A 16,523-nucleotide genomic window follows, 5' to 3' on the forward strand; every position below is an offset into this window, starting at 1 on the left:
ACGTACGTTGATTACGAACTGCTCTGCGTCTCACACACCCGAACCTGCGGGCACGGAGTCGGTCGCCTCCGTCCACAGATCCTGCTCGGCGCGATCCGCCTGGATCTGGCGGTACACGAGGAGCCCGCCGATGGCGGCCAGTGCGACCAGGAGAAGCTTCTTCACCGCGCGACCTCGTCTTTCGTTGACGTAGGGGACCTCTGGGGGCCGATGATACACACCGGCCGATACCGTTCGGTGACCTAGGGCCCGACCCATGCGCAGCGGTCCACCGTCGGTCACGGGAGCGGACCCGAACGCGAAAGAGGCCCTACCGTTTCCGATAGGACCTCTTCGCGCTGGTGGGGCTAACAGGACTTGAACCTGTGGCCTCTTCCTTATCAGGGAAGCGCTCTAACCGTCTGAGCTATAGCCCCGCGCTGCACCGAAAGATTAGCGCACTTCAGAGGCATTCCCAAAATCGTGCTCCGGGAGCCCGCGGGCCCCCGGACGGGGCCGCGGCACGGCCCCTTCCAGGGAGGTCGGCGACCGTCACTCGTCCTCGGCGAGGGTCAGCTCCACGCCGCCCACGAACCCGGCCGAGATGTTGTAGATGAAGGCCCCGAGCGTGGCCAGCGCCGTCGCGAGCACGACGTCGATGACCGCGATGACCGCCGTGAACAGCAGCACCCGCGGCAGCGACAGGAACGTCTGCAGATCGAAGCCGCCGCCGTCGCCCGACCCCGTCGCCTCGCTGATCGTGCCGCCGACGGTGGAGAAGACGCCCATCGCGTCCATCACCATCCACAGCACGGCGACCGCCACGATGGTGCAGATCCCGAGCGCGATGGACAGCAGGAAGCTGACCTTCATCACCGACCACGGGTCGGCACGGGCGACGCGCAGCCGGGCCTTGCGCGTACGCGGCGTCGTACGGGCGCCCGTACGCGGCCGGCGCACCCCCTGCTGCGCCCCCGCGCCCTGTCCCGCACCCGATCGGTACGCCTGGGGCGGCTGGTACGGCTGCTGTGCGCCGCCCTGGGTCCCGGACGCCTTGCCCGGCTCCTGGGCCGTCGGCTGCGGCTGTGCCGCGGAATGCGGCTGCTGCGGATACGGCTGACGCCTGTCGGACACGCTTCCCCCCTGGTTGGAGCCCTCGGGCGAGGTGCCGCCGGACGCGGCGGAGCCACGGGCGCTGTCCTTGGTCACGGTCGCGGGTCCCGATCGGGAGTTCTTCCTGTCTCCCGATCCACCCGCCGCAGCGCCCGTGGCTCCACTCACGACCTACTCCTCGCGTTACTCCGCCGCGGGCTCGCCGCCCTCGGCCACCGCGGACTCGGTACCCGCGACCTCGTCGGCCGACTCGGGCTCCACGTCCCCGTCGACTTCCTCGGCCTCGCGACCGGCCTCGGCGTTACGTGCGATACCGACCACGGCATCGCGCTTGCCCAGGTTGATCAGTTGGACGCCCATGGTGTCACGGCCCGTCTCCCTGACCTCGCTGACCCGCGTACGGATCACGCCACCGCCGAGCGTGATGGCGAGAATCTCGTCCGTCTCCTCGACCACCAGGGCGCCGACCAGCTCACCCCGGTCCTCCACGATCTTGGCGGCCTTGATGCCGAGACCACCACGGCCCTGGACGCGGTAGTCGTCCACCGAGGTGCGCTTGGCGTAGCCGCCGTCGGTGGCGGTGAAGACGAACGTACCGGCCCGCACCACGTTCATCGAGAGCAGTTCGTCGCCCTCCCGGAAACTCATGCCCTTGACACCCGAGGTGGCGCGTCCCATCGGGCGCAGCGCTTCATCCGTGGCCGTGAACCGGATCGACTGTGCCTTCTTGCTGATCAGCAGCAGGTCGTCCTCGCCGGAGACCAACTCGGCGCCGATCAGCTCGTCGTCCGCGCCCTCGTCCGTCTCGCGGAGGTTGATGGCGATGACACCGCCGGAGCGCGGCGAGTCGTAGTCCTTGAGCGGCGTCTTCTTCACCAGGCCGCCCTTGGTGGCGAGCACCAGGTAGGGCGTGGCCTCGTAGTCGCGGATCGCCAGGATCTGCGCGATCTGCTCGTCCGGCTGGAAGGCGAGCAGGTTGGCCACATGCTGGCCGCGCGCCTCCCGGCCGGCGTCCGGCAGCTCGTACGCCTTGGCCCGGTAGACGCGGCCCTTGTTGGTGAAGAACAGCAGCCAGTGGTGGGTGGTGGAGACGAAGAAGTGGTCGACGATGTCGTCTTCCTTCAGCTTCGTGCCCCGTACGCCCTTGCCGCCGCGCTTCTGCGACCGGTAGTCGTCGGTCTTCGTCCGCTTCACATAGCCGCCACGGGTGATCGTGACGACGATGTCCTCCTCGGCGATCAGGTCCTCGACGGACATGTCGCCCTCGAAGGGCACCAGCTTCGAGCGCCGGTCGTCGCCGAACTTGTCGACGATGGCCGCCAGCTCCTCGCTGATGATCTGGCGCTGGCGCTCCGGCGAGGCGAGGATCGCGTTGTACTCGTTGATCTTCGCCTGCAGCTCGTCGTGCTCGGCGGTGATCTTCTGGCGCTCCAGGGCGGCCAGCCGGCGCAGCTGCATCTCCAGGATCGCGTTGGCCTGGATCTCGTCGATGGTCAGCAGGCCCATCAGGCCCTCGCGCGCCTCCTCGACCGTCTCACTGCGCCGGATGAGCGCGATGACCTCGTCGATCGCGTCCAGCGCCTTGAGCAGACCGCGCAGGATGTGGGCCCGCTCCTCGGCCTTGCGCAGCCGGAACTTCGTCCGCCGGACGATGACCTCGACCTGGTGGTTGACCCAGTTGCGGATGAACGCGTCCAGCGACAGGGTGCGCGGCACGCCGTCCACCAGCGCGAGCATGTTCGCGCCGAAGTTCGTCTGCAGGTCGGTGTGCTTGTAGAGGTTGTTCAGCACGACCTTGGCGACGGCGTCCCGCTTGAGGACGATGACCAGGCGCTGGCCCGTACGCGAGGAGGTCTCGTCGCGGACGTCGGCGACGCCGCCGATCTTGCCGTCCTTGACCAGGTCGGCGATCTTCTGCGCGAGGTTGTCCGGGTTGACCTGGTACGGCAGCTCCGTGACCACCAGGCACTGGCGGTTCTGGATCTCCTCGACCTCGACCACCGCACGCATGGTGATCGAGCCGCGGCCGGTGCGGTACGCGTCCTCGATGCCCTTGCGGCCCACCACCAGCGCGCCGGTGGGGAAGTCCGGGCCCTTGATGCGCTCGATGAGCGCGTCCAGCAGCTCCTCGCCGGACGCTTCCGGGTTCTCCAGCGCCCACTGGGCACCGGCGGCGACCTCGCGCAGGTTGTGCGGCGGGATGTTGGTCGCCATGCCGACCGCGATGCCGGCGCTGCCGTTGATCAGCAGGTTCGGGAAGCGCGCCGGCAGGACCGTCGGCTCCTGGTTACGGCCGTCGTAGTTGTCCTGGAAATCGACGGTCTCCTCGTCGATGTCCCGCAGCATCTCCATGGAGAGCTGCTTCATCTTGCACTCGGTGTACCGCATGGCCGCGGCGGGGTCGTTGCCCGGCGAGCCGAAGTTGCCGTTGGAGTCCACCAGCGGCATCCGCATCGACCACGGCTGGGCCAGGCGGACCAGGGCGTCGTAGATCGAGGAGTCGCCGTGCGGGTGGTACGTACCCATCACGTCGCCGACGACGCGGGCGCACTTGTAGAAGCCCTTCTCGGGGCGGTACCCGCCGTCGTACATCGCGTACAGGACGCGGCGGTGCACCGGCTTGAGGCCGTCCCGCACGTCCGGCAGCGCACGCGAGACGATGACGGACATCGCGTAGTCGAGGTAGGAGCGCTGCATCTCCGTTTCGAGCCCGACGGGCTCGACACGCATGCCCACGCCTTCGATGGCGGGGGCCGCGCCCTCGGCGGTCACACCGTCCGGGGTCACAGGGGGATTCTCGTCGGCCATTGCTGTTCAAAATCCTTTCGAGCTGCGGCTGCTGCGGTCCCCGCCGGCGGGCGGGGGAGGGCCGACAGGGCTCAGATGTCGAGGAAGCGGACGTCCTTGGCGTTGCGCTGGATGAAGGAGCGCCGGGCCTCGACGTCCTCACCCATCAGCACCGAGAACAGGTCGTCGGCGCGCGCCGCGTCGTCCAGCGAGACCTGGCCGAGCACCCGGCTGTCGACGTCCATCGTCGTCACCCGGAGTTCCTCGGCGTTCATCTCGCCCAGACCCTTGAAGCGCTGGACCGAGTCGTCCTTGATCCGCTTGCCGTTCTGCTTGCCGAGCTCGATCAGGGCGTTGCGCTCCCGGTCGGAGTAGGCGTACTCGTGGTCGTCGCGGCCCCACTTGATCTTGTAGAGCGGCGGGCGGGACAGGTAGACGTGCCCGGCCTCCACCAGCGGCCGCATGAAGCGGAAGAGGAAGGTGAGCAGCAGGGTGTTGATGTGCTGGCCGTCGACGTCGGCGTCCGCCATCAAGATGATCTTGTGGTAGCGGAGCTTCTCGATGTCGAAGTCCTCGTGGACACCCGTACCGAAAGCCGAGATCAGCGCCTGCACCTCGTTGTTGTGCAGGATCTTGTCGACCCGCGCCTTCTCCACGTTCAGGATCTTGCCGCGGATCGGCAGGATGGCCTGGTACTGCGGATCACGGCCGGACTTGGCCGAACCACCGGCGGAGTCACCCTCGACGATGAAGATCTCGCACTTGGTGGGGTCGTTGGACTGGCAGTCCGAGAGCTTGCCGGGCAGCGACGCCGTCTCCAGCAAGCCCTTGCGGCGGGTCAGGTCCCGGGCCTTGCGGGCCGCCACCCGCGCGGTCGCGGCCTGGATGCCCTTGCGGATGATGTCCGCGGCCTCGTTCGGATTGCGGTCGAGCCAGTCCGTCAGGTGCTCGTGGACCACCTTCTGCACGAAGGTCTTGGCCTCGGTGTTGCCCAGCTTCGTCTTGGTCTGGCCCTCGAACTGCGGCTCGCCCAGCTTGACCGAGATGATCGCCGTCAGACCCTCGCGGATGTCCTCACCCGTGAGGTTGTCGTCCTTCTCGCGCAGCAGCTTCTTGTCGCGGGCGTAACGGTTGATCAGACCCGTCAGCGCCGCGCGGAAGCCCTCTTCGTGCGTACCGCCCTCGTGGGTGTGGATGGTGTTGGCGAAGCTGTAGACACCCTCGGTGTACTGGGTGTTCCACTGCATCGCCACCTCGACCGAGAGCAGTCGCTCCTTGTCCTCGGCCTCGATGTCGATGACGGTGGGGTGCACCACCTCGCCCTTGCGCGTGTTCAGGTACGTCACGAAGTCGACGATGCCGCCCTCGTAGTGGTACTTGACCGAGAGCGGATTGCCCTCCTCGTCCACGTGGGCCGCGCGCTCGTCGGTGAGCTTGATCGTCAGGCCCTTGTTGAGGAACGCCATCTCCTGGAAACGGCGCGACAGCGTCTCGAAGCTGTACTCCGTCGTCTCGAAGATGTCGCCGTCGGCCCAGAACGTGACCGACGTTCCGGTCTCCTCGGTGGCCTCGTTACGGGCCAGCGGCGCCGTCGGCACGCCCTGCTTGTAGTCCTGCGTCCAGCGGTAGCCGTCCGTCTTGACCTCGACGGCGACCTTCTGCGACAGCGCGTTGACGACGGAGACACCGACGCCGTGCAGACCACCGGAGACCGCGTAACCGCCGCCGCCGAACTTGCCGCCCGCGTGCAGCACCGTCAGCACGACCTCGACGGCCGGCTTCTTCTCCGACGGCACGATGCCCACGGGGATACCGCGGCCGTTGTCGACGACGCGCACGCCGCCGTCCGGCAGGATCGTCACGTCGATGGTGTCCGCGTACCCGGCCATCGCCTCGTCGACCGAGTTGTCGACGACCTCTTGCACGAGGTGGTGCAGACCACGCTCACCGGTCGAGCCGATGTACATGCCCGGACGCTTACGGACCGCGTCCAGGCCCTCAAGGACGGTGATCGCGCTGGCGTCGTACGACTTCTCTTCCGGAGAGTCGCCACTGGCGCCGGCAGGAACCCCCCCTTCGGTAGAAGCCGTGTTGTTCTCGTTGAGGTCGCCGGAGTCGGCCACGAAGCGCCCTTTCTGGCACAGCACGAGCCGCCTTCCATCAGAAGCAGGGCGGCTGCGTCGTTCGACATGTTCCGCGAGTGGGCGGGATTGCTACCAGTCTACCGGTAGCGCCGACACTAATGGGGGTTTGCGGGCGCCTGAGTCGTCATGTGCCGCCCTGAAGTGCCGTTGGCCGACTCCCCATATGCGCGACGGGTCCCCAGGACGCTCTAGAGGGCGTTCAGCGCTTCGGGCTGTCAACCTCCGGCTACGGTGAGCGGAGTCTCACCCGCACCACGCGTTCACCTCAGCCGTAGGTGTCCCCGGGTCCCTTGCTGCCGGGCGCCCGCAGCGGCCCGTACCGCCGCGCCGGACCGCCCGGCCCCAGCACCTTGATCAGCTTCACCGTGCCCTGGCCGAGGTCCTGGTTCAGCCGCGCCACCAGCTGCGGCGCCAGCAGCCGCAGCTGCGTCGCCCACACCGTCGAGTCGCACTGCACCGTCAGCACCCGCGCGTCCTCGTCGTACTTCTGCGGCTCGCAGTGCTGCGCCACCTCCGGGCCCACCAGCTGCGGCCAGCGCCCCATGACCCCGCCGACCGCGGCCGGGGTCTCCCAGCCACGCTCCGTGATCAGCCGGTTGATCGCCGCACCCAGCGGCAGCGGATCGCGCCCGTCGGCGCGCGCGCCGGATCGCAGGCCGCCACGGCGCGCCTGCTTCTTCTGCTGCGCGGCGGCGCCCCGCGCCCGCGCCTGCTCCTTGGCGGCGACCAGCGCCTGCCGGGCCAGATCGATCCCGGACAGCTCCGGGGGCTTGGGCTGCTCGGCGCCGGGCGGCCGCTCCGAGGACTCCTCGGAGGGCCGGTCCGGTTGCTCGCCGCTCATCACCGGCTCCGTCGCCCGCTCACGGGGAGACCTTCTCCGCGACGCCCTCGGACACCGCGAACCGGGCCCCGGTCAGCACCCCGGGCACGTCGTCGTCCACCGCCGCCGTCACCAGCACCTGCTCGCCGGGCGCCACCAGCTCCGCCAGCCGCTCCCGCCGCCGGCTGTCCAGCTCGGCGAACACGTCGTCGAGCACCAGCACCGGCTCGTTGCCCTCGCCGCGCAGCAGGTCGTACGAGGCCAGGCGCAGCGCGAGCGCGTACGACCAGGACTCGCCGTGGCTCGCGTACCCCTTGGCGGGCAGCTGCCCCAGCTTGAGCAGCAGGTCGTCGCGATGCGGGCCGACGAGCGTCACACCGCGCTCGATCTCGTTCTTACGCGCCGCGCCGAGCGCCTCGGTCAGCAGCCCGTACAGCTCCTCACGCGTCGAGGCACCGTGCATCCCGTCGCCGGCCGAGCCGCGGTACTCCATCGCCAGCGGACCGCCGCCCGGCGCCAGCTGCTCGTACGCCTTGTCGGCCAGCGGCTGCAGCGCGGCGATCAGATCCAGGCGCTGGGCGAGCAGCTCCGCACCGACCCGCGCCAGATGCTGGTCCCACACGTCCAAGGTGGACAGGTCCATCTGGCGGCCGCCGTGCCGTCTGGCCAGCGCCGCACTCTTCAGGAGCGTGTTGCGCTGCTTGAGCACCCGGTCGTAGTCCGAGCGCACGCCCGCCATCCGCGGCGACCGGGCCGTGATCAGCTCGTCCAGGAAGCGGCGGCGCTCTCCCGGATCGCCCTTGACCAGCGCCAGGTCCTCCGGGGCGAACAGCACCGTCCGTACGATCCCCAGCACGTCACGCGGTCTGACCTGCGACGACCTGTTGATACGCGCCCGGTTGGCCTTGCCCGGGTTCAGCTCCAGCTCCACCAGCTGCTGCCGCTCGCCCTGGACGACCGCGGCCCGCACGATCGCCCGCTCGGCGCCCATCCGCACCAGCGGCGCGTCGGAGGAGACCCGGTGGCTGCCCAGCGTGGCCAGATAGCCGACCGCCTCGACGAGGTTGGTCTTGCCCTGCCCGTTGGGGCCCACGAAAGCCGTGACGCCCGGGTCGAGCGGGACCTCGACCCGGGCGTACGAGCGGAAGTCGGCGAGCGAGAGATGCGATACGTGCATGTGGCGCGCCGACCTCCCCCGGCTACCGAACCGTGTTGCTTACCGGACTGCTTGCTTTTCCTGCTTACTTCTTCGCGTTCTCGACGGCGTGGCCGCCGAACTGGTTCCGCAGCGCCGCGATCATCTTCATCTGCGGCGAGTCCTCCTGCCGCGAGGCGAAGCGCGCGAAGAGCGACGCCGTGATCGCGGGCAGCGGCACGGCGTTGTCGATCGCGGCCTCGACGGTCCAGCGGCCCTCGCCGGAGTCGGCGGCGAAGCCCCGCAGCTTCTCCAGGTGCTCGTCGTCGTCCAGCGCGTTGACCGCCAGGTCCAGCAGCCAGGAACGGATGACCGTGCCCTCCTGCCAGGACCGGAAGACCTCGCGCACGTCGGTGACGGAGTCGACCGCCTCCAGCAGCTCCCAGCCCTCGGCGTAGGCCTGCATCATGGCGTACTCGATGCCGTTGTGGACCATCTTGGCGAAGTGACCCGCGCCGACCTTGCCGGCGTGCACCGAGCCGTAGTCGCCCTCCGGCTTGAGCGCGTCGAAGACCGGCTGCACCTTGGCGACGTCGTCCGTGGCGCCGCCGTACATCAGCGCGTAGCCGTTCTCCAGGCCCCAGACGCCGCCCGAAACACCGCAGTCGACGAAGCCGATGCCCTTGGCGCGCAGCTCCTCGGAGTGCTTCTCGTCGTCGGTCCAGCGGGAGTTTCCGCCGTCCACCACGACGTCGCCGGGGGACAGCAGCTCGCCCAGCTCGTCGATGGTCGCCTGGGTCGCCTCGCCGGCGGGCACCATGACCCACACCACGCGCGGCCCCTTGAGGCCGTCCACCAGTTCCTTGAGGCTGTGGACATCAGCCAGGTCCGGATTGCGGTCGTATCCGATGACGGTGTGGCCTGCGCGGCGGATGCGCTCGCGCATGTTGCCGCCCATCTTGCCGAGACCGACGAGACCGAGCTCCATCAGTACCCCTTACGTTGCGTTACGGCACATCCCCGCCTTACGCGTCGAGTTTACGCGCGAAGCCACGACGCGGCGGCCCGCCCCCCACACCTGTGGACAACTCGGCGCGGGGCGGGGCGCGGGCCCTGCCCTTTCGGCTCCCATTCGGCTTCTCACTATTGGGCGAGTGACAGGGACGGGGCACTCTCCCGGCCACTCGGGAAGTCGCCTATCGCCCGATCCGGCCACCCGCGCATTCCGGTCCGAGATGCCGGCGCGACGTGCGTTCACCGCATTGCCGGGGAATAGCCCTACCTCCTCGCTACTCCGTACCGACTCCGTGCCGCTGCTGTCCACGCCGAGCCGGGCGGCGTCGCACGGGGCGACAACCGACCCACTTTTCCACAGCCTGTTACCTGAGGTGGGTCGCCTCGCACCCCTGTGACCAGCGGCGGCGCCGACACGCGGAGGGCGGAGCCCCGGTCCTGTGGATTACTTTCCGGGCCTGCGGCCGTCCCGGTGCGCGGCGGGTACGGAAGCCGGGAACGGTGGGCATATACGCATCCCGGTGTACCGATACAGCAGCACATTTGCGCCGACGGCCGGATACGGATTACCCGCGATCATATTCATTCGGCATGGGGCGTATGGCATGTGAATCCCTGCCCGAATGGTTCGGTGAGAGCGTTTGTGTACGGTCCCGGGGTTTCCGAGAAGACTCTTTCGCCCGTGTTCCGCCTTCGGTTCCGAAATAACTCCGCCCCTGATGCACGCACCTAGCGCTCGTGTATCAGGGGCGGAGTGGAAACTCCCGGGTGACTTCCGTCGGCGGACGGCCGTACGGAGGTGACCGCCGGACGGCGGAGACCGCCCACGGGTGGGGCGGCCGGGCCGGAGAAACCGGAGACGGCCGACCGAAGATCCGCCAGGGATCAGCCGTGGGCCTGTCGGGGATCAGCCGGAGAGGCGTACCGGCATGATCAGGTACTTGTAGGCCTCGTCCGCCTCGGCGTCCTTGGCCGGGCGGCCACTGAGGAGCGCCGGCTTGGTCGAGGTGGTGAAGGACAGCTGGGCCACCGGGGAGTCGATCGCCGACAGGCCCTCCAGGAGGAAGCCCGGGTTGAAGGCGATGGAGATGTCGTCGCCCTCCAGGTCCGCGTCCACCCGCTCCACAGCCTGTGCGTCGTCGCTGGAGCCCGCCTCCAGGATCAGCACGCCCTGCTCGAAGCTCAGGCGCACCGGCGTGTTCCGCTCGGCGACCAGCGCCACACGCTTGACGGCCTCGACGAACGGGGCCGTCTCGATCACGGCGACCGAGTTGAACTCGGTGGGAAACAGCGTGCGGTACTTGGGGAGGTCGCCCTCCAGCAGCCGCGTCGTCGTACGGCGGCCCGCGCCCTCGAAACCGATCAGGCCCTCACCGGAGCCCGAGCCGGACAGCGCCAGCGTGACGCTGTCGCCGCTGCTGAGGGACTTGGCGGTGTCCAGCAGCGTCTTGGCGGGCACCAGGGCCACCGCGGAGGCGTCCGGGCTCTCCGGCTTCCACAGGAACTCGCGCACGGCGAAGCGGTAGCGGTCGGTGGAGGCCAGGGTGACGGTGTCGCCCTCGATCTCGATCCGTACGCCCGTGAGCACCGGGAGGGTGTCGTCACGGCCGGCGGCGATGGCGACCTGGGCGGCGGCAGCGGCGAAGACCTCACCGGGCACGGTGCCGGTGGCGGTGGGCATCTGCGGCAGCGCCGGGTACTCCTCCACAGGAAGGGTGTGGAGGGTGAAGCGGGAGGAGCCGCAGACGACGGTGACCCGTACACCGTCGGTGGAAATCTCCACCGGGCGGTTGGGGAGGGCACGGCAGATGTCGGCCAGCAGGCGGCCGGAGACCAGGACGGTGCCCTCTTCCTCCGTGTCCGCGTCCACGGACACCCGCGCCGAGACCTCGTAGTCGAAGCCGGAGAGGCTCAGGCTGCCTTCTTCCGCCTTCAGCAGCAGGCCCGCGAGGACGGGCACCGGCGGACGGGCCGGGAGGCTCTTGGCCGCCCAGGCCACTGCCTCCGCGAGTACATCGCGCTCCACCCGGATCTTCACCGGAAACCGCCTCCTGCTGTTGCTGGCTCTCGCCCTGCTGGCCTTCTTCGTCGGCTGGGTCGCCGGAGACCAGTCTGACGCACGCCACGGACAGTCGGTGCGGCTCGGGGTCAAGTCGGATCGAGAGGCGCCGGACGACCGATCCCCAAGTTGTGCACAGCACCCGATTCGAAACGAGTTCCCCGGTAGCTATCTGTGGTCGTAGTAGTAGGGCCTGTGGAAACCGTGGACAACTGAATCTGTGCAGGTCAACGCGGTTTTTTTGTCCACCGGACCTGTGGGTGGCAGCCGTGGATAAGCAGCCGTTTCTGTGGACCGGCGCTCTTCATGCACACCCGATGCACAGGGGAGCCCTACTTCTCCCCAGTCCTGTCCCCAGCTTTACCCCGGTTCCCCACAGCCCAATCCGGCACCTTGGTGTGACGCCTTTCACTCGCCCCAGTGAGCCCGGGTGTTGCCTTGCCGAACAGTGGACAGGGGTGTGGAGAAGTTGGGGACAAGGGCGGGCCACCTGTGGGCGGCCCGTGGACAACGACCCCCGGCCCCTGTGGATCGATTATCTGTCCACAGCCTGTGGATGATCGTTAGCCACAAATCCACACGCCGCTGACCTCGGCTGATGCCCTCACGGTCGCCCCTCCTGTGGAAGCCACCGGGATAACTTCCCAGTCCCCAGCATGTGGACGGAAGAATCTTGGCCAATCTGTGGAGTACGGCCGTGACCTGACGCGGAATCGAACAGAGCTGGGGCCCTCCACAGGGTTGGGACGGGTGCGGGGTGGGGGTGGGGCGGGGTCGGAAGGGGCTCACAGGGGGTCTGGAGGGGCGGAGAGGGCGTTACGGGGGCCCGGCACACGTTCGTCCGTACGCCATGGCTCGCGTACGGACGCCTCCGTACGCCTCGGGCCGCCGCCCGTACGTACGGAGCGGGCTCGGGAAGCCACGGATGCCCACGGGAGCCACGGAGACCCGGCCGCTCCCGCCGCTCCCGTCCGGCGAGCGCTGCACAGCCGCCCCGCTCCCCCGAAAGCCGAAGGGCGCCCCGGGAGCGGATACGTCCCGGGGCGCCCTCGAAGCTCTGGCCGGCCCCTCGCTGAGGCCGCGTCAGCCGTTCTTGATGCGGTTCGTCAGCTCGGTCACCTGGTTGTAGATGGAGCGCCGCTCGGCCATCAGTGCCCGGATCTTGCGGTCGGCGTGCATCACCGTCGTATGGTCCCGTCCGCCGAACTGCGCCCCGATCTTCGGCAGCGACAGGTCCGTCAGCTCACGGCACAGGTACATCGCGATCTGCCGGGCCGTCACCAGCACACGACTGCGCGAAGAACCGCACAGGTCGTCCACCGTCAGCCCGAAGTAGTCGGCGGTCGCCGCCATGATGGCGGTCGCGGTGATCTCGGGTGCCGCGTCCTCGCCGCCGGGGATCAGGTCCTTCAGGACGATCTCGGTCAGGCCCAGGTCCACCGGCTGGCGGTTCAGGGAGGCGAAGGCGGTGACCCGGATCAGCGCCCCCTCCAGCTCGCGGATGTTGCGCGAGATGCGGGAGGCGATGAACTCCAGCACCTCCGGCGGCGCGTTGAGCTGCTCCTGCACCGCCTTCTTGCGCAGGATCGCGATGCGGGTCTCCAGCTCCGGCGGCTGGACGTCGGTGATCAGGCCCCACTCGAAGCGGTTGCGCAGCCGGTCCTCCAGGGTGACCAGCTGTTTGGGCGGCCGGTCCGAGGACAGCACGATCTGCTTGTTGGCGTTGTGCAGCGTGTTGAAGGTGTGGAAGAACTCCTCCTGCGTCGACTCCTTGCTCGCCAGGAACTGGATGTCGTCGACGAGCAGGATGTCCATGTCGCGGTAGCGCTTGCGGAACGCGTCCGCCTTGCCGTCGCGGATGGAGTTGATGAACTCGTTGGTGAACTCCTCCGAGCTGACGTACCGCACCCGGGTGCCCGGGTAGAGGCTTCGCGCGTAGTGCCCGATGGCGTGCAGCAGGTGCGTCTTGCCGAGGCCGGACTCCCCGTAGATGAAGAGCGGGTTGTACGCCTTGGCCGGCGCCTCGGCCACGGCGACCGCGGCGGCGTGCGCGAAGCGGTTGGAAGCGCCGATGACGAAGGTGTCGAAGAGGTACTTCGGGTTCAGCCGCGCGGTCGGCTCGCCGGGGCCGGTCGCGGGCGCGGGCTGCGCGGCGAGCGGGCCGGGGGCGCCGCTGGGCGCGGGCAGCCCGCCGGGGCCGGGGTTCTGGATGTGCGCCGGCGGCTGGTGCTCGGCCAGGTCGCGGCGCTGGGGAGGCTGCTGCTCATAGGGGGAGCGGCCCTCGGAGTGCTGGTGCTGCGGGCGGCCGGGGCGCTCGGGAGCCGGCGCGCGGTAGTCGTTCTGTGACCGCTGGGAGTGCTGGTGCTGCTGTACGTGTGCGGGGGGCGGCGTCGCGTACGGGTCCCGCTCGGGGAAGCCTCCGAGGTGCTGCTGCTGCCACCCGTAGTCCTCGCGGGGGCCGGGCGCGGCCTGACCGCTCATACCGGAGTGCTGCGGCCAGGCGCCGGGCTCGTGGCGGGGCTGCTGATGCTGCTGGTATTCCGGGTACGCGGGGCGCACGTGCGGCAGGTCGTCGTCCTGATGCCCGTAGCCCTGCCGGTTGTCGTAGCCGTCGCTCTGCCGACTGTCGTAGCCGCCGTACGTCTCGTGGTGCTGCTGGCCGGGCTGACCTGTCTGACCCGGCTGCTGCTGAGGCTGCTGGGGCTGGTGACGCTGCTGCTGTCCATGGGGGGACGGCTGGGCCGGCGGCATCGGCTGCTGGGGCTGCGGTTCCTCGGCGGAGTCGTCGACGGTGATCGCGATCCGGATCGGGCGGCCGCACTCATGGCTCAGCGCCTCGCCGATCAGCGGCGCGAGCCGGCCCTCCAGCACACCCTTGGCGAACTCGTTGGGGACGGCCAGCAGCGCCGTGTCGGCCACCAGCGCCAACGGCTGGGTCCGCTTCAGCCAGTCCTGGTCCTTCGGCTTGAGACTGTCGCTCTCCGCGCGTAGGAGATGATCAAGTACGCGTGGCCACACTGCGGCGAGATCGGCAGGTACGTCAGCCACAGAGCACGCTCTCTCACTGGTCCCACGAATGTGTGATTCTCAGGACGGGCGGGAAGGAATCGGAGTTGACCCACGGTAGTCAGGGCGACCCTGGTGATTCAAGTTGTTGTCCACAGGCTGTGCATAGTGTGTCCCGGCTGAGGGCCGGTTTGACCGGATGACGCCGCCGCGCGTACCGTAACCAGGTCGAGTTGTCGATGGCTGCTGCCGCCTGCCTCCGATGGGCAAAGATCGCGCTCTAGTGATCGAAGTAGCGGTGCACTCGGGCGTTGCGAGCTACTCGTGGGCGCACGGTGACAGCCAGTCGACGCCCCACACCTGTCTCCCCGGAGACACCAAGCATCTCTGGAGCCCCCGAGTGAGCAAGCGCACCTTTCAGCCGAACAACCGTCGTCGCGCCAAGACCCACGGCTTCCGCCTGCGTATGCGTACCCGTGCCGGCCGCGCGATCCTCGCGTCCCGCCGTGGCAAGGGTCGCGCCCGCCTGTCGGCCTGAGCTCTGAGCTAGGTCCATGACGTGCTGCCTTCCGAGCATCGGCTGAGGCGGCGCGAGGACTTTGCGACCGCGGTACGCCGGGGACGCAGGGCCGGGCGCCCGCTCCTCGTCGTCCATCTACGCAGCGGTGTAACGGACCCGCACGCAGCGGGGGAAATCCTTCCCCCGGTGCGTGCGGGTTTCGTCGTGAGCAAGGCCATCGGCTCCGCCGTGGTCCGCAACAAGGTCAAGCGACGACTGCGCCACCTCGTGCGCGACCGGCTGGACCGGCTGCCCGCCGGTAGCCTGGTTGTCGTACGGGCGCTGCCCGGTGCGGGTGATGCGGGTCACGACCAGCTGGCCCGCGACCTGGACACCGCGCTGCAGCGGCTGCTCGGTGGAAATCCCCCAACCGAAGGTCAGGGGAGGGTGCCGCGGTGAAGTACCCGCTGCTGCTGTTGATCAAGCTGTACCAGTGGACCATCAGCCCTCTGCTGGGGCCGGTCTGCAGGTACTACCCGTCGTGCTCCCACTATGGCTACACAGCCATCGACCGGCACGGCGCGGTGAAAGGGACCGCGCTGACGGCTTGGCGCATCCTGCGTTGCAATCCGTGGTCGCCAGGTGGCGTCGACCACGTCCCACCCCGGAAGCGTCCGGTCTGGCATCAGCGGCTGAGGAGCCGCCTGGGCGGGTCCACCGTCCCTGAGCCTGCCGCACAGCCTGAGACTCAGCCCACCGCCCAAGGAGCCTGATTCGTGGACACGATCCTCAGTCCTCTCTATTACGCAGTTTCCTGGATCATCGTCCAGTTCCACTCGTTCTACAGCCTCATCTTTGACGAGAACAGTGGCGCGGCATGGGGTCTGTCCATCGTCTCGCTGGTGGTGCTGATCCGTGTCTGTCTGATCCCGCTCTTCGTGAAGCAGATCAAGTCGACGCGGAACATGCAGGCGCTCCAGCCGAAGATGAAGGCGATCCAGGAGCGCTACAAGAGCGACAAGCAGCGTCAGTCCGAAGAGATGATGAAGCTGTACAAGGAGACGGGCACCAACCCGCTCTCCAGCTGCCTGCCGATCCTGGCGCAGTCGCCGTTCTTCATCTCGCTGTACCAGGTGCTCAGCCACATCGCGAACAACCAGACGGTCGGCGTCATCAACCAGCAGCTGCTGGAGAGCGCGCAGAAGGCGCACATCTTCGGCGCGCCGCTGGCCGCGAAGTTCCTGGACACCCCGGAGAAGCTCGAAGCCCTGGGCGCCTCGGTCGCCAACGTCCGTGTGGTCACCGTCATCATGATCGTCCTGATGTCGGCGTCGCAGTTCTACACGCAGCGCCAGCTGATGACGAAGAACGTCGACCTGACGGTGAAGACGCCGTTCATGCAGCAGCAGAAGATGCTGATGTACGTCTTCCCGGTCATGTTCGCCGTCTTCGGTATCGGCTTCCCCGGCTTCCCCGTCGGTGTCCTCCTGTACTGGCTGACCACCAACGTGTGGACCATGGGCCAGCAGATGTTCGTGATCCGCCGCAACCCGACCCCGGGCAGCAAGGCTTTCGAGGAGCGCCAGCAGCGGCTGCGGGCCAAGGGCAAGCTCAAGGAGGACCCGGCCGAGGTCGAGGCCAAGAAGGTCGCCGAGGAGGCGCGCCAGAACCGGCAGCAGCCCAAGCGGCAGTCCAAGGCCCAGCGCCAGACCCAGCCCACCGGCGGCGGCAAGCCGGCCGGTGGCGGCAAGTCCACCGACGCCGGCGGTGCGCAGCGGCGCACCCGCGCGGGGGCGGGCTCCAGCGCTTCCGGTACTTCCGAGGACGCTTCGAAGAAGCAGTCCCTGGAGAAGCAGGCCCCGCAGGACAGCAAGTCGAAGGGCGGCTCCTCCGCCTCCGGCTCCCGTAACGCCAAGTCCGGACAGCGCAAGGGCCAGCAGCGGCCCAAGCACCCGTCCAAGAAGTAA

General features: G+C 68.6%; 13 protein-coding genes and 1 tRNA gene. 4 read left to right on the forward strand and 10 right to left on the reverse strand.

Features of this window, described 5'->3' with window-relative positions; genetic code table 11:
- Positions 1 to 30 precede the first annotated feature (30 nt).
- The 10 genes from ACFV57_RS07855 to dnaA all read right to left on the reverse strand — a co-directional run bounded on the left by ACFV57_RS07855 (position 31) and on the right by dnaA (position 14,099).
- Positions 31 to 165 (reverse strand): DLW-39 family protein, encoded by a 135-nt coding sequence (locus ACFV57_RS07855; protein WP_003958712.1) that lies wholly within the window; start codon positions 163 to 165, stop codon positions 31 to 33.
- A gap of 174 nt (positions 166 to 339) precedes the next feature.
- A tRNA-Ile gene (locus ACFV57_RS07860) sits at positions 340 to 416 on the reverse strand.
- A 115-nt stretch (positions 417 to 531) separates the two neighbouring features.
- Positions 532 to 1,260, reverse strand: a complete 729-nt coding sequence (locus ACFV57_RS07865) for a DUF3566 domain-containing protein (RefSeq protein WP_385226846.1) — start codon at positions 1,258 to 1,260, stop codon at positions 532 to 534.
- A 15-nt stretch (positions 1,261 to 1,275) separates the two neighbouring features.
- Positions 1,276 to 3,900: a DNA gyrase subunit A gene (gene gyrA / locus ACFV57_RS07870; protein WP_385226848.1), complete on the reverse strand. Its 2,625-nt coding sequence runs from the start codon at positions 3,898 to 3,900 to the stop codon at positions 1,276 to 1,278.
- Positions 3,901 to 3,971: 71 nt separating this feature from the next.
- Positions 3,972 to 6,026 (reverse strand): DNA topoisomerase (ATP-hydrolyzing) subunit B, encoded by a 2,055-nt coding sequence (gyrB, locus tag ACFV57_RS07875; RefSeq protein WP_385226850.1) that lies wholly within the window; start codon positions 6,024 to 6,026, stop codon positions 3,972 to 3,974.
- 262 nt (positions 6,027 to 6,288) lie between these two features.
- A complete protein-coding gene (locus ACFV57_RS07880; protein ID WP_385226852.1) occupies positions 6,289 to 6,864 on the reverse strand; it encodes a DUF721 domain-containing protein in 576 nt (191 codons plus the stop codon).
- A gap of 19 nt (positions 6,865 to 6,883) precedes the next feature.
- Complete coding sequence (recF, locus tag ACFV57_RS07885; protein ID WP_385226854.1) at positions 6,884 to 8,020, reverse strand: DNA replication/repair protein RecF; 1,137 nt, start codon at positions 8,018 to 8,020, stop codon at positions 6,884 to 6,886.
- Positions 8,021 to 8,084: 64 nt separating this feature from the next.
- Positions 8,085 to 8,966 (reverse strand): phosphogluconate dehydrogenase (NAD(+)-dependent, decarboxylating), encoded by an 882-nt coding sequence (gene gnd, locus ACFV57_RS07890; protein ID WP_385226856.1) that lies wholly within the window; start codon positions 8,964 to 8,966, stop codon positions 8,085 to 8,087.
- A 933-nt stretch (positions 8,967 to 9,899) separates the two neighbouring features.
- Positions 9,900 to 11,030: a DNA polymerase III subunit beta gene (dnaN, locus tag ACFV57_RS07895; protein WP_385226858.1), complete on the reverse strand. Its 1,131-nt coding sequence runs from the start codon at positions 11,028 to 11,030 to the stop codon at positions 9,900 to 9,902.
- Positions 11,031 to 12,134: 1,104 nt separating this feature from the next.
- Positions 12,135 to 14,099, reverse strand: a complete 1,965-nt coding sequence (gene dnaA / locus ACFV57_RS07900) for a chromosomal replication initiator protein DnaA (protein ID WP_385226860.1) — start codon at positions 14,097 to 14,099, stop codon at positions 12,135 to 12,137.
- A gap of 358 nt (positions 14,100 to 14,457) precedes the next feature.
- Between dnaA and rpmH the strand changes: the two genes are divergently transcribed.
- The 4 genes from rpmH to yidC are packed head-to-tail and all read left to right on the forward strand — an operon-like array spanning position 14,458 to position 16,523.
- Positions 14,458 to 14,595, forward strand: a complete 138-nt coding sequence (gene rpmH, locus ACFV57_RS07905) for a 50S ribosomal protein L34 (RefSeq protein ID WP_003949374.1) — start codon at positions 14,458 to 14,460, stop codon at positions 14,593 to 14,595.
- Positions 14,596 to 14,616: 21 nt separating this feature from the next.
- A complete protein-coding gene (rnpA, locus tag ACFV57_RS07910) occupies positions 14,617 to 15,015 on the forward strand; it encodes a ribonuclease P protein component (protein WP_385226863.1) in 399 nt (132 codons plus the stop codon).
- A complete protein-coding gene (gene yidD, locus ACFV57_RS07915) occupies positions 15,012 to 15,329 on the forward strand; it encodes a membrane protein insertion efficiency factor YidD (RefSeq protein WP_073765378.1) in 318 nt (105 codons plus the stop codon). Before rnpA ends, yidD begins: the two co-directional genes overlap by 4 nt.
- Positions 15,330 to 15,332: 3 nt before the next feature.
- A complete protein-coding gene (gene yidC / locus ACFV57_RS07920) occupies positions 15,333 to 16,523 on the forward strand; it encodes a membrane protein insertase YidC (RefSeq protein WP_385226865.1) in 1,191 nt (396 codons plus the stop codon).

The organism is Streptomyces sp. NPDC059788 (assembly GCF_042732265.1).
Lineage (GTDB): Bacteria > Actinomycetota > Actinomycetes > Streptomycetales > Streptomycetaceae > Streptomyces.